Source organism: Actinosynnema pretiosum (assembly GCF_002354875.1).
GTDB classification, from domain to species: Bacteria; Actinomycetota; Actinomycetes; order Mycobacteriales; family Pseudonocardiaceae; genus Actinosynnema; species Actinosynnema auranticum.
In genome coordinates this window covers 2,113,012-2,126,179 of the sequence record NZ_CP023445.1, presented here as the reverse complement: position 1 = coordinate 2,126,179, position 13,168 = coordinate 2,113,012, and the positions used below count along the sequence as shown (strand labels likewise).

The window sequence follows — 13,168 nt, the reverse complement described above, 5'->3', positions numbered from 1 at the left end:
GGTCCCGCCGAACGGGACCCCTTGGTCTCTGACCACCCGTTCGCCCCAGCGGCACCCTGGGTGGTGGAGGTACGACCATGCAGAGCACAGCGACCCAGCAGGCGGTCACCGCAGCCGACATCGCCCACCTGCCGTCACCCGCCCAGCGCTACCTGGAGTTCACCGGCGTGCTCGACCGCCCGCTCGACGTCGGGTTCGAGGCCCGCCTGAACGGGTGGCGCAGGCAGCGGCCCGACCAGCACTGGACGCCGTGCCGCACGCACCAGCGCAGCAGCGCGGAGGACCTGAGCCGGGTCGTGGAGAACAAGGTCGGCAGGCTCGTGCAGACCACGGACGTGCTCAGGGACGGGCACGTGGAGCGCAGGTCGACGGCGCTGCGGGTGTTCACGGTGGCGCGGGAGAGCGGGCCGGAGCACGAGGCGAACGAGCTGGTGGCGTTCCTGTGCGACGCGGTGCTGCTCGCGCCGTCCATGCTGCTGTCGCTGGACGTGCTGTGGAAGCCGGTGTCCGACGAGGCGTTCGACCTGGTGCTGACCGGCGGCGGGCGCTCGGTGCGGGCGCGGGTCGTGGTGGACGAGCGCGGCGCGGTGCGGGAGTTCACCTCCAACGACCGGTACGCGGAGCTGCCGGAGGGCCTGGTGCGGACCAGGTGGTCGGCGGCGGTGGACGACGGCTGGTTCCTGGACAGCGACCGGATGCGGCCGAGGCGGGTGCTGTCGGTGTGGCACCTGCCGACCGGCGGGTTCGCGCACGCCCACCACGACCTGACCCGCTGCGAGGTCGTCTGCGCCACGGGGGAGGGACGCCGGATTCCCCGGCCCCGCGTGGGCGATTAAGTTCCCACGAATGGACGATGTCGTGCTGTGGCGGCCCACCGGGCAGGCCGAGCTGGACCTGGTGGCCGGTTCGGGGTGGCGGGAGTGGCCGCCCCGGCTGCCGGACCAGCCGATCTTCTACCCCGTGGTGAACCGGGAGCACGCGACCAGGATCGCCCGCGAGTGGAACGCCTCGGGCGCGGAGGGGGTCGGGTACGTGACCCGGTTCGCGGTGGGGGCGGAGTTCCTGGCGAGGTACCCGGTGCAGTCGGCGGGCGGGCGCGGCATCGACGAGCACTGGGTGCCCGCGGCGGAGCTGGAGGAGTTCAACCGGCACGTGGTGGGTCGGATCGAGGTGGAGGCGGAGTACCGGTCGGGCGTGGACGCCTCCGGGGTCGCCGGGCTGCCCGCGGCGTGGGTCGACTACCTGGGCGGGCCGTCGTGGCTGCGGCGGGGGCTGCGGCCGTCGGGCGAGTACCTGAGGTTGTACGGGCCGGAGGAGATCCGGGAGGTGCGGCCGGGGCTGGTGGTCGGCGAGCTCGGGTCGGACGGCTGGCTGGCGTTCGACCTGGAGCGCCCGGCGAACCCGCTGGTGGTGGTCGGCGGGCGGGACCTGGCGCCGGGGGCGGCGGAGTTCGTGGCGGTGGTGGAGGCCGGGACGCTGGCGTGGAACGCCGAGGAGGGCTGGTACTGAGACGGGACCGGGCCCTGGCGGCCAGGCCCTGACGGAGACCCCACGTGGCGCGCGCCCCCGACCGCGCCCACGTGCGCAAGGAGGACCGCCCCCGGTCAGCGGGTTCCGGGGGCGGTTCGCCACGTCCGGGGGTCGCGACGCCCAGGGTCGCGCTGGGCGAGGACCGCGGCCAGGACGGCGCGCACCACCGCCGCGCGGCACCTCGCGCTCGGCGAGCACCCCACCGGCCACCGTCCCCCGCGCGCCCACCCCGGAAGTTCACCCTTCCGGCTCAAACCGAACCCCCCGAATCAACAATTCCACCCCACCACCCACCCGCGCACACCAAAAGACCCCGCCACACCGGGCGGGGTCTTTAGGAGGATTGCGCCGGGTGTTACCCGTGGACGCGACGACCGCGGCTGGTCACCACGTGGTAGATGCCGAGCACGATCAGCGAGCCGAGAATGGCCAGGAGCCAGGTGCTCAGGTCGAAGAAGCTGCCGATGCCGGTGCCGAACAGCGCACTGCCGATGAACCCGCCCAGAATGGCGCCGACGACGCCGAGAAGCATGGTCACGATGATGCCACCGGGGTCCCTACCGGGCATGACGGCCTTGGCGATGGCGCCGGCGATGAGACCCAGAACGATCCAACCCAGGATGCCCACTGTGCTGCTTCCTTTCAATCCGCTGCCGCGCCGTAACGGATGGTGCGGCGCGCTTCGTCGTCAGTACTGCTTGCTGAGCCGAGGATGCCCCCCTGGGCGCGCTCCCACACCTCTTCGCGAAAAAACTTCAGCCGTTTTTCCGACCCCGCCAGCGGGTACCCCTGAACGTGTGATTGCCCAGTCTGATCGCGCGAAATCCCTCTTCCCCGAGCTGGAGGAAGAGCTCGTCGTGGACTACGAGGACGGCGACGACCCGGTCCTCCTGCGCGCCGACGGCTCCGAGGTCGACACCTGGCGGGAGAACTACCCGTACCGGGAGCGGCTGGACCGGGCGCGGTACGAGCTGCAGAAGCGGCTGCTGCAGATCGAGCTGCTCAAGCTCCAGTACTGGATCAAGGACACCGGCCAGCGGATGGTCGTGCTCTTCGAGGGGCGCGACGCGGCGGGCAAGGGCGGCACGATCAAGCGGTTCACCGAGCACCTCAACCCGCGCGGCGCGCGCGTGGTGGCGCTGGGCAAGCCCACCGACCGCGAGCAGGGCGAGTGGTACTTCCAGCGCTACGTCAACCACCTGCCCACGGCGGGCGAGATGGTGCTGTTCGACCGCTCCTGGTACAACCGCGCGGGCGTCGAGCGCGTGATGGGGTACTGCTCCGACGAGGACTACGAGCGGTTCCTGCGACAGGTGCCGCAGTTCGAGCGGATGCTCGTCGACGACGGCGTGCTGCTCGTGAAGCTGTGGTTCTCGGTCTCGCGCGCCGAGCAGCGCACCCGCTTCCTCATCCGCCAGGTCGACCCGGTGCGCCAGTGGAAGCTCAGCGCCAACGACCTGGAGTCGCTGGACCGGTGGGACGCGTACACCGAGGCGAAGGTCGCGATGTTCCGCGCGACCGACACCGGGTATTCCCCGTGGACGGTGGTGAAGAGCAACGACAAGAAGCGGGCCAGGATCGAGGCGATGCGCAGCGTCCTCGCCAGGTGCGACTACCCGGACAAGGACCGGGAGGCCGTCGGAGAGCCCGACCTGCGCATCATCGGGGCAGCCGCCACGCTCCTGGAGGAGGGGGAGGACGAGTCCTCGCTGAGCCCCACGCCCATCGCGCCCATCCCCGACCCGGACCACGGTCCGGGATTGCACCCGGAAGACGGAACCTGACGTGGAATGAGCGCCACGACGGGTGCGTTGACACCGTGGTTGCCCGGATCGGGCGCCCAACCGTGACCTCCGCGCGCCGAGCGCCACCAGCGCCCGCGCGCGGGGTGCGACCAGACAGGGAGACGGTCATGCCGCTGACGAAGCCCAACGCCGACCAGAGCCGTCGCCGAGCGTCGGAGCAGGCCGCCGACGCCGACCTGTTCGGCCAGTACCTGCGCCAGGTCGGCTCGACGCCGCTGCTCACCGCGGCGGAGGAGGTCGTGCTGGCCAGGCGCATCGAGGCGGGCGTGTACGCCGAGCACCTGCTCGCCGACACCGCCCCCACGCCCGCGCGCCGCCGCGCCCTGAACCAGGTGGTCGCGGACGGCCGGGACGCCAAGGACCACATGATCCGGGCCAACCTGCGCCTGGTGGTGTCGGTGGCGAAGAAGCACTCGTTCCGGGGGCTGCCGCTGCTGGACGTGGTCCAGGAGGGCAACCTCGGGCTGATCCGCGCGGTCGAGAAGTTCGACTACAGCAAGGGGTACAAGTTCTCCACGTACGCCATCTGGTGGATCAGGCAGGCGATCGAGCGCGGGTTGGCCGAGCAGACCAGGACGGTGCGCCTGCCGGTGCACGTGGTCGAGGAGCTGTCGAAGATCAAGAAGGCGGAGCGCAAGCTGCGCGCCGAGCTGGACCGCGAGCCGACGGTCGAGGAGCTGGCCGCGACGACGGGCCTGCGCGCGCCCCGCGTGGCCGAGCTGCGCGACGCCGGACGGGCCACGATCAGCCTGGAGACGCCGGTCGGCGACGACGGGAGCGCGTCGGTGGCCGACCTGATCGAGGACGCGGACGCGGCGAGCGCGTACGACGCGGTGGAGCAGGCGGCGTTCTCGTCGGAGCTGCGGGCGCTGGTCGAGACGCTGCCCGCGCGGCAGGCGCTGATCGTGAGCAGGCGGTACGGGCTGACCGACGGCCGGGTGCACACGCTGCAGGAGGTCGCCGAGGAGCTGGGGCTCACGCGCGAGCGGATCAGGCAGCTGGAGAAGGAGTCGCTGCGGTTCCTGCGGGACCCGCAGCACAACCGGGGGCTGCTGGCCTGGGCCGGGTGAGCCTGACCGCCGGGTGACCGGGAGGGCCGCGTCCGGGGTTCCGGGCGCGGCTCTCGCGCTCACGCCATCCAGTCGGGCAGCGCACGCCACTGCGGCTCGGAAGGACGCTCGCCACCGGTGCGCATGAACTCGTGCGCGGCGCGGCGCACGACGTCGAGCGGGATCTCGCAGTCGGCGGGGTACTCGGTGTCGGACATCATGTAGTAGTAGAGGATGTGCTCCTCGTGCGGCTGAGGCGATCCCGGTGAGTTCGTGCTGAACCAGTTCTCCTCCCAGCCCTTGGCGTAGTTGAGCGAGCCCAGCTGTTCGGCGGAGTTCACCCCCACCTCCAGCGAGGGCCCAGCGGGCTCACCGGCGATGGACAGGGCCGCCAGGAAACGCCCCTCCCGACCAGTCAGGACGTCCAGCACCCGGTCCAGGTCACCGGGGGTGGACAGGGTCTCGCCGTCCGCCTGCTCCTGGTCGTACCAAGCCGTCAGGTCCACCAAGGCCGCGCCCCTCCGGTGTATCGAATGCGGATGCGAATTCCTTTTTGATTGACCCCGTGCACGGTCAGCGTGCTCCCCTCGGGGAGCAGGATCGGCACGAGGGTGTCACACCTCAGCAACCCTCGGCAGGGCGTGTGGTTGATGATCACGGTGGCGTGGCGAACGCCGTTGGCCGCCATGTGGGCGGCCAGTTTCATCTCGACGTCCCCGTGGCGCCGGGTGAACCCCGGCATTCCCTTCTCCCTCAGCGCGGGGTTCACCAGGGCGGACTTCGAGTCGTGCCCGCTGACGATCGGCCGCGCCTGACCGTCCGGCCCGATCCACCGGCCGTGCGTCTTCTGCCCCGCGCCCGGCGCCACCGGCGGCGGCAGTTCGCGGCGCAGCCGCTCGACCCGCTCCCACGGGACGGCCGCAGGCTCGTCATCACCCGCCCCTCCCCCTTCGCCCAGCAGCGCCGCCCGCACGGCCTCCAGCCGCGCCGCGATCCCGTCCAGCAGCGGCCTCAGCTCGTCCCGGACGCCGTCCGCCACACCCGCGAGCGCGTCCACCGCCCGCGCCGCGTCGCCCTCCAGCCCGGCCGCGCCCTCCAGCGCCCCCGCCAGCCCGGCGCGCGCCTCCTCCACCAGCGCCCGCGCCGCCGCCAAGGCGTCCCGGCAGCGCCCCACCAGCTCCAGGACCAGAGCCAGCCGGTCGGCGACCTCCCCGATCGACGCCACCGCACCGCCTCCCCGACGGCGAAGGCACGGACGTCCCCGACGCTAGAGCGCCCCACCGCCCCGCGCGGGTGAACCACCCTCACCCCGCCGAGCGACCCCCGTTACACCACCCCGGTGACATGCGACCCTCCTCACCAAACCCCCACCGCCCCCACGGCTATCTCACATGTGAGATAGCGTCCTCCCGTGACCAAGGATCTTGACCGCGACTACCTCACCCGCGTCGGCGGGCTCATCCGCGCCTCCCGCAGGCAGCGCGGGTGGAGCCAGGCCCAGCTCGCCACCGCGGTGTCGACCAGCCAGAGCGCGATCAACCGCATCGAGCAGGGCGGCCAGAACCTGAGCCTGGAGATGCTCTCCCGGATCAGCGAGGCCCTCGACTCCGGGATCGTCTCGATCGGCCAGCCCGCCCCCACCCACCTCCGGGTGACCGGCGGCCGTCAGCTCTCCGGCACCATCAGCGTCAAGACCAGCAAGAACGCGGGCGTCGCCCTGCTCTGCGCGTCGCTGCTGAACTCCGGTCGCACGGTCCTGCGCAAGCTCGCCCGCATCGAGGAGGTCAACCGCATCCTGGAGGTCCTCGGCAGCATCGGCGTCCGCACCCGCTGGCTGAACGACGACAACGACCTGGAGATCATCCCGCCGAAGCGGCTGGACCTCGCGGGCATCAACGTCGACGCCGCCCGCCGCACCCGCAGCATCATCATGCTGCTCGGCCCCCTCCTGCACCACGAGGAGCGCTTCGAGCTGCCCTACGCCGGCGGCTGCGCGCTCGGGTCGCGCACGGTCGAGCCGCACATGGTGGCGCTGCGCCCGTTCGGGCTGGAGGTCAAGGCCGCCGCGGGCAGCTACCACGCCGAGGTGGACCGCACCGTCGCCCCCAAGCGCCCGATCGTGCTCACCGAGCGGGGTGACACGGTGACCGAGAACGCGCTGATGGCGGCGGCCCGCCACGAGGGCACGACGGTCATCCGCAACGCCAGCCCGAACTACATGGTCCAGGACCTGTGCTTCTTCCTGACCGAGCTGGGCGTGCGCATCGAGGGCGTCGGCACCACGACGCTGACCGTGCACGGCGTCGGCGCGGTCGACCGGGACATCGACTACGCCCCCTCCGAGGACCCGATCGAGGCGATGAGCCTGATCTCCGCCGCGATCGTCACCTCGTCCGAGATCACCGTCCAGCGCGTGCCGATCGAGTTCCTGGAGATCGAGCTGGCGCTGCTGGAGGAGATGGGCCTGGACTACGACCGCACCGACGAGTACCCGGCCGCCAACGGCCGCACCCGCCTGGTCGACCTGGTCGTGCGCCCGTCCGCGCTGCACGCGCCCATCGACAAGATCCACCCGATGCCGTTCCCCGGCCTGAACATCGACAACCTGCCGTTCTTCGCGCTGATCGCGGCCGTCGCGCAGGGCTCGACCCTGATCCACGACTGGGTGTACGAGAACCGCGCGCTGTACCTGACCGAGCTGACCAAGCTCGGCGCGAAGGTCACCCTGATGGACCCGCACCGGGTGTACGTCGAGGGCCCCACGCACTGGTCCGGCGCCGAGGTGATCTGCCCGCCCGCGCTGCGCCCGGCCGTCGTGGTGCTGCTGGCGATGCTGGCCGCGAAGGGCACGTCGGTGCTGCGCAACGTGTACGTGATCAACCGGGGTTACGAGCAGCTGGCCGAGCGGCTCAACCAGCTCGGCGCGGAGATCAGCACCTTCCGCGACATCTGATCCGCCGATTGACCCAGGTGGGGGTCCGACGATCGGTCGGACCCCCACCACGCCCGGTCACAGCCCGTGCTGACGTCCGCCCGCGACGACCTCGGCCAGCCGCCGCTCCGCCTCGTGCGAGAACGGCTCGCGCAGCGCCGCCACGGCCGCCGCCGTCTCCTCGGTCACCAGCTCCCCGTTCAGCGCCGCCCCGGCCATCAGCCCGGCCGCCGCAGACGTGATGACCTGCCCGGACAGGTCGGTGGCGTTCCCGGCGATCCGCACCCCCGGCACCGCCGTGGCCCCGGCCGGACCGGACGGCACCGCCGAGCCGATCACGTGCCCGTCCCGCACCTCGTCCACCGGGTGCAGCCCGAGCGGCGCGAGGAAGTCGGCCCGCGCCACGAACCTCGGGGCGACGACGAGCGCGTCCAGCGCCACGTCCCGGTCGCCCGCCAGCCGCACCCCGACGAGCCGGTCGGCCACGCTCACGACTTGCTCCACGACCCCGTCGACGACCTCGATCCCGCGCGCCCGCAACTGCTCCTCGGCCAGCTCCGCGAACGCGGGCCAGGTGTGCCGCAGCACCACCACCCGGTCGCTGAGCTGCCGGAAAAGCAGCGCCTGGTGCACGGCCATCGGCCCGGTCGCCAGCACGCCGATGCGCTGGTCGCGCACCTCCCAGCCGTGGCAGAACGGGCAGTGCAGCACGTCCCGCCCCCACCGCTCGCGCAGCCCCGGCACGTCGGGCAGCACGTCCACGAGCCCGGTGGCGACGAGCACCTTCCGCGCCCGCACCACCCCCGAGGAGGCCCGCACCAGGAACCCGTCCCCGTCCCTTTCCACCGCGCTGACCAGCCCGGACACCACCTTGCCCCCGTACGAGACGACCTCGTCGCGGCCGAGGGCGAGCAGCTCCCGCGGCGGCAGCCCGTCGCGGGAGAGGAAGTTGTGCATGTGCTCGGCGGGCGCGTTGCGCGGCGCCCCCGAGTCGATCACCAGGACGCTGCGTCGCGACCTCGCCAGCGCCACCGCCCCGCTCAGCCCGGCGGCCCCGCCACCGATGACCACGACGTCGTGCTCCTGCGTCCCACCCGTGTTCTCCATGCCGACGACTGTGCCTCCGTTCATGCGCGAGCAGCAAAGTTTTTTGCCGTATCAGCAACACGGCATCGGACCACCCCGCCCTACCCGTCGAACGGTCCTCGAAACCCTCAGGGAAAACCCTTCCCTCAGTCGGGAACGGCCCCGAAAAGGCTTTCCCGCAAATCTGCCGACTTTCTTGACCGCCGAACCGGAATCGTGCTCGGATCGATCGGGAATCAATTTCCCACCCTCGAGGAGATCCCCGTGCGCCTCCGCAGGACCGGCCCGCTGGCCGCCGCGCTCGCAGCCCTGCTCACCTGCGCCTTAGTCCCGCCTGCGACAGCCAGGCCCGCAGCGCTGCCGCCCACCGCCGTCGCGCTCGGCGACAGCTTCGTGAGCGGCGAGGGGGCGGGCGACTACCTCCCCGTCACCGACCTGAGCGGAACCCCGCAGGCCTTTCCCGGCTGGTCCGCGCCGAACGCCAACGCGTTCTTCTGCCACCGCTCCGCGAACGCCTCCCTGTTCCGCGCCGACCTCCCCGGCATCACCCAGCGGGTGAACCTGGCCTGCTCCGGCGGCAGGCCCCAGGACATCGCCGCGCCGTCCGCGTCCCGCCCGAACGGCCGCTCCGTCGCCTCCCAGCTCGACCAGCTGCGCGCCACCGCCCGCACCGGCGACGTCGACCTGGTGCTGATCGGCCTCGGCTCCAACAACAGCTCGTTCACCTTCGGCCAGGTCGCCGAGCTGTGCGCGAACCGGTTCATCGCGGACGCCTGGACCGGCTGGTGGGAGTTCTGGGCGGGCGACGTGCCGCAGCAGCCCTGCTACCCGGCCGACCTGGCCACCCCGGCGCAGCTGGCCGCCGCCACGGCCGAGACGGTCGCGGCGGTGCGGCAGGTGCTGGACGTGCTCGACGAGGTCGACGCGGACGGCAGGCACCGGGTGGTGCTCCAGGACTACACGAACCCGCTGCCCACCGACCTGGCCGCCCGCTACCACTCGGAGGACGGCCGCGACGACACCAGGGACAAGTTCCGGGCGCTGGGCGCGGAGCGGTACGCCGCGGGCTGCCCGATCCACCGGGCGAGCCTGTCCCCCGGCCACGCGTTCTCGGCTGGCCTGGGCGCGCTGGTGCGGGACGTGCACGCCACCCTGTCCGCCGAGCGGCCGGGCGCGGACCTGGTGCTGCTGGACGTGCAGCGGGCGTTCGACGGGGCGCGGCTGTGCGAGACCGACGCGAGCCCGGCGGGCGCGCTGGCCACGCCGATCCGGTTGCAGGACGGGCCGAGCGGGGTGCCGGTGACCGACCTGGCGGGCAAGGACAAGATCGACATCCAGCGGATCGCGCGCACCTGCGCCGACCTGTTCCAGACCTGCCAGGAGTCGTGGCACCCGTCGGCGGCCGGGCACGGCGTGCTGGGCGAGTGCCTGACCGGCGCGGCGGCGACCGCGAACCGGGAGGTGCGCTGCACGAGGTCACCCGCGGGAGTCATCACGGTCGGCTGAACGGCCGTTTCCGCTCGTCCGGGTCGGGTACGCGGCGGGGGTCGGACTTCACGACGGGCGAGGAGGTCGGGCCATGCCGGAAGCGGACGGGTCCTGGGAGGACGGACGCCGGGAAGGCGGACACCGAGAGGGCGGGCGCCGGGAGGGCGGGCAGCGCTCGGGCGGCGCGCGGGCGGGCACGGGCACGAGCCGGGCGCGGCGGGAGGAGCGGGCGGGGGTCGTGCCACCGCAGGACGTGGACGTGCCCCGGCAGCACCGGGAGGGGCCGGACGCGGCGCGGGCCTCGGCTGACGCGGCCGAGGCGGACACGATCGGGACGGACGCGATCGGGACAGACACGATCGGGACGGGCGCGATCGGGACGGGCGCGATCGGGACGGGCGCGGCGGGTGGAGGCGGGATCGGCGCGAGCACGGCCGGGGCGAGCACGATCGGGTCGACCACGGCGGGCGCGGACACGATCGGGGCTGGCACGACCGGGACGAGCGCGTCGCACGCGGACGCGGATCACCCGGCCCACCCCACCATCACCGGCGCCGCGCGCACCGGCTCCCCGGCGTCGACCGGCGCCTCCGGCCCTCCCCCGGCCCGCGCCGACACCCTGCGCGCGCGGGCCGCGCGGTCCAGGGCCAGGGCGCAGGTGGGCCCCGGCAAGCGCCCCGGCCTGGGCGCCCGAGGCCCCGGTCAGGCCGTCGCGCTCGGGGTGGGTGCGGTGTTCCTGCTGGTCGGCGTGCTCGGCTTCATCCCCGGCATCACCACCGACTACTCCGGACTCGCGTTCGCAGGCACCCACTCGACCGCCATGCTGCTCGGCGTCTTCCAGGTGTCGGTGCTGCACAACGCGGTGCACCTGCTGTTCGGCGCGGCCGGTGTCGCGGCGGCGGCGAACCGGGGCGCGTCCAGGGCCTACCTGGTCGTGGGCGGTGGCGCGTACCTGGTGCTGTGGCTGTTCGGGTCGGCGGTGCACGAGGCCAGCGCGGCGAACTTCGTGCCGTTCAACGCCGCCGACAACCTGCTGCACCTGGCGCTCGGCCTCGGCATGGCGGCGCTCGGGATCGCGACGACCGCCGTCGAGCGGGCCAGGGGCGCCTACCCCGGACCGGAGCAGTTCGGCGAGGGCCAGGCGGGCGAGCACCCGCACCGCTGAGCCGCGCCGCCGACCCCGGCGGAAGAGGTCGCCGATCCGGTGATTGGCCGCAGGGGATGTCGGGTACCACGCTGGTGCCGCGTGCGCGCGTTCTACTGCGGCGAGGATCACCCCTGGTGGTTCGCCCCGGAGCGGCGCGGGGACGTTGAAGAACACAGCGCCCGCGCCGCTCCGGTTCTCTACCGGGTGACACCCGCCCGTCGGACGGGGATCACGCGACGTCAACCGGCCAGCCGCCCACCATCGGGCAGTGCGAGACGGACAGGTCGACCAGGTCCCGCCGCGCCGCCTCGTCCGCGACACCGGGCAGCTCGACCTTGAACCGCACCTCGAAGTCCAGCCGCTCCGCCCCGTCGTGCCGCAGCCCCACGGCCGCGCTCACCGAGCTCCCGGTGGTGCTGTGCCCGCCGCTCGCGGCCATCCGCACGACGGTCTGGTGCAGGCAGGAGGCGAGGGCCGCGGCGTACAGGTCCTCGGGCGCCCACCCGCCGCCCCGGCCGCCCAGGTGCGCGGGGAGACCGGTGGGCAGCTCGCCCGACTCGGCCCCGTCCACCACCACCCCGGCCTCCGCGGCGGTGGCGATCGAGGTGTGCAGCTCGGCGGCGGTCATGCCTGCGCTGGTCATGCGTCGCTCCCTCCGTGTGGTGCGCGCGGGTTACCCCGTCCAGCGGTGATCGCAACCGTGCGTCATCCCACCTGTGTGCGAGTTGCACTGGACGGCCGTTCGGTTACGGTTGGATTGCGGACGGTTCAGCCCAGCAGCCGTTTCACCGGCTGGGTGAGGGCTGTCGTCTTCGTCGTGGTTCCTCTCTGCCCAGCCGGGCTCGCCAGTCGACCGGCAACCGAGAGGTGCACCCGTGAAGATCGCCCTGGTGTCCGAATCAGCCAACCCCCTGCACGCCGGGAACGGCGGCGCGCTGCGGGTGCACGTGGCGGAACTGGCCGCCGCGCTCGCCTCGGCGGGCCACGAGGTCGTGGTGCACACGTCGGGCGAGGCCGGTCGGGAGGCCACGCGGGCGCGCGGTTACGAGGTGGTGGAGCTGTCGGCGGTGGCCCGCCGGGCGGCCGACCCGTCCGCGCACCTCGGCGACTTCGCCCGCGCGCTGGCCCGCCGCTGGCAGGACGACGCCCCCGACGTCGTGCACGCCCACCACTGGACCTCCGGGCTGGCCGCGCTCCTGGGCGCCCGCCGCACGGGCACGCCCGTGGTGCAGAGCTTCCACTCCCTGGCCGACCCCGGCTCCGACCCGCAGCGGGCGAGCACCGAGCGCCTGGTGGGCAAGGAGGCCGCGGCGGTGATCGCGTCGAGCGGGGCGGAGCTGGCCGAGCTGGCGAGGCTGGGCGTGCCGAGGCAGCGGATCTCCGTGGTGCCGTCGGGGGTGGACCGCGCCCGGTTCGACCCCGAGGGCCCGGCCGCGCCGCGCTGGGCCCCGCAGCGGCTGGTGGCGGTGAACGACCTGGCCCCGGAGCGCGGGGTCGACGACCTGCTGTGGGCGCTGCGGTCGCTGCCCGAGGCGGAGCTGGTGGTGCTGGGCGGGGACGCGCGCGGCATCGACCGGGCTCGGGCCCGCGCCGCCGAGCTGGGCGTCGCCAGTCGCGTGCGGCTGCCCGGCCGGGTGCGGCGCGAGGAGGTGCCCGCGCTGCTGCGCTCCGCCGACGCGGTGGTGCACGTGCCGTGGGCGGCGGACTTCGGGCTGGTGGCGCTGGAGGCGATGGCCTGCGGCGTCCCGGTCGTGGCGACGGCGGTGGGCGGGCTCGCGGACACCGTGGTGGACGGGGTGACCGGCGTGCTGGTGCCGCCGCGCGACCGGAAGGCGCTGACCGGGGTGCTGCGGTCGCTGCTGGTGGACGACGCGCGCCGGGACGCCTACGGCATCGCGGGCGCGGACCGGGTGCGGGTGCGCTACTCGTGGGAGCGGGTGGCGCACGAGGTCGCGCAGGTGTGCGCGCGGGTCGCGGGCGTGGAGCTGGAGATGGGTCCGGAGATCGTCGCCGAGGCCACCTGACGGGTCTCCCGCGTCCCCGCCGCCACGGGCGCGGCGGCGGGGGCGGGGGTCCTGCGTGGACTGACCGGAACCCCCCTGAGCTGCGGGGAACCGGAACTGTCGGACCC

General features: G+C 73.4%; 13 protein-coding genes. 8 read left to right on the top strand and 5 right to left on the bottom strand.

The window, feature by feature from the left end; all coding sequences use genetic code 11:
* The first annotated feature begins 77 nt into the window (after window positions 1–77).
* On the top strand, window positions 78–836 hold the full coding sequence (locus tag CNX65_RS09505) for a DUF6544 family protein (RefSeq protein ID WP_096492440.1): 759 nt from the start codon (window positions 78–80) through the stop codon (window positions 834–836).
* Window positions 837–846: 10 nt separating this feature from the next.
* On the top strand, window positions 847–1,509 hold the full coding sequence (locus CNX65_RS36795) for a hypothetical protein (protein ID WP_218182109.1): 663 nt from the start codon (window positions 847–849) through the stop codon (window positions 1,507–1,509).
* A gap of 376 nt (window positions 1,510–1,885) precedes the next feature.
* Here the strand turns inward: CNX65_RS36795 and CNX65_RS09495 are convergent, their stop codons facing one another.
* The gene (locus CNX65_RS09495) at window positions 1,886–2,158 is read right to left on the bottom strand and encodes a GlsB/YeaQ/YmgE family stress response membrane protein (protein WP_096492439.1); all 273 of its coding nucleotides are present in this window, start codon (window positions 2,156–2,158) and stop codon (window positions 1,886–1,888) included.
* 169 nt (window positions 2,159–2,327) lie between these two features.
* Here CNX65_RS09495 and ppk2 point away from each other — a divergent pair, with 169 nt between their 5' ends.
* A complete protein-coding gene (gene ppk2, locus CNX65_RS09490; RefSeq protein ID WP_096492438.1) occupies window positions 2,328–3,314 on the top strand; it encodes a polyphosphate kinase 2 in 987 nt (328 codons plus the stop codon).
* Window positions 3,315–3,442: 128 nt separating this feature from the next.
* Window positions 3,443–4,405, top strand: a complete 963-nt coding sequence (locus tag CNX65_RS09485) for a sigma-70 family RNA polymerase sigma factor (RefSeq protein ID WP_096492437.1) — start codon at window positions 3,443–3,445, stop codon at window positions 4,403–4,405.
* Between the two features lie 59 nt (window positions 4,406–4,464).
* On the opposite strand, the gene CNX65_RS09480 is transcribed toward CNX65_RS09485, so the two are convergent.
* Together CNX65_RS09480 and CNX65_RS09475 are read right to left on the bottom strand one after the other, a co-directional pair.
* The gene (locus CNX65_RS09480) at window positions 4,465–4,890 is read right to left on the bottom strand and encodes an Imm1 family immunity protein (RefSeq protein ID WP_157767562.1); all 426 of its coding nucleotides are present in this window, start codon (window positions 4,888–4,890) and stop codon (window positions 4,465–4,467) included.
* Entirely contained in the window at window positions 4,881–5,609 is a 729-nt protein-coding gene (locus CNX65_RS09475) for a DddA-like double-stranded DNA deaminase toxin (protein ID WP_096492435.1), read from the bottom strand. Before CNX65_RS09475 ends, CNX65_RS09480 begins: the two co-directional genes overlap by 10 nt.
* A 186-nt stretch (window positions 5,610–5,795) precedes the next feature.
* Between CNX65_RS09475 and CNX65_RS09470 the strand changes: the two genes are divergently transcribed.
* On the top strand, window positions 5,796–7,337 hold the full coding sequence (locus CNX65_RS09470; RefSeq protein ID WP_096492434.1) for a UDP-N-acetylglucosamine 1-carboxyvinyltransferase: 1,542 nt from the start codon (window positions 5,796–5,798) through the stop codon (window positions 7,335–7,337).
* A gap of 57 nt (window positions 7,338–7,394) precedes the next feature.
* On the opposite strand, the gene CNX65_RS09465 is transcribed toward CNX65_RS09470, so the two are convergent.
* Entirely contained in the window at window positions 7,395–8,423 is a 1,029-nt protein-coding gene (locus tag CNX65_RS09465; protein WP_096492433.1) for an NAD(P)/FAD-dependent oxidoreductase, read from the bottom strand.
* A 243-nt stretch (window positions 8,424–8,666) separates the two neighbouring features.
* Between CNX65_RS09465 and CNX65_RS09460 the strand changes: the two genes are divergently transcribed.
* Together CNX65_RS09460 and CNX65_RS09455 are read left to right on the top strand one after the other, a co-directional pair.
* Window positions 8,667–9,908, top strand: a complete 1,242-nt coding sequence (locus CNX65_RS09460) for an SGNH/GDSL hydrolase family protein (protein WP_096492432.1) — start codon at window positions 8,667–8,669, stop codon at window positions 9,906–9,908.
* Window positions 9,909–10,572: 664 nt separating this feature from the next.
* The gene (locus tag CNX65_RS09455; protein WP_096497699.1) at window positions 10,573–11,055 is read left to right on the top strand and encodes a DUF4383 domain-containing protein; all 483 of its coding nucleotides are present in this window, start codon (window positions 10,573–10,575) and stop codon (window positions 11,053–11,055) included.
* A 211-nt stretch (window positions 11,056–11,266) separates the two neighbouring features.
* Here CNX65_RS09455 and CNX65_RS09450 read toward each other — a convergent pair whose 3' ends face one another.
* Complete coding sequence (locus CNX65_RS09450; protein ID WP_015800729.1) at window positions 11,267–11,680, bottom strand: OsmC family protein; 414 nt, start codon at window positions 11,678–11,680, stop codon at window positions 11,267–11,269.
* A gap of 232 nt (window positions 11,681–11,912) precedes the next feature.
* On the opposite strand from CNX65_RS09450, the gene CNX65_RS09445 reads away from it, so the two are divergent.
* Window positions 11,913–13,061 carry a glycosyltransferase gene (locus CNX65_RS09445; RefSeq protein WP_096492431.1) on the top strand — a complete coding sequence of 383 codons (1,149 nt, stop codon included), beginning with the start codon at window positions 11,913–11,915 and terminating at the stop codon, window positions 13,059–13,061.
* The last annotated feature ends 107 nt before the right edge of the window (window positions 13,062–13,168 follow it).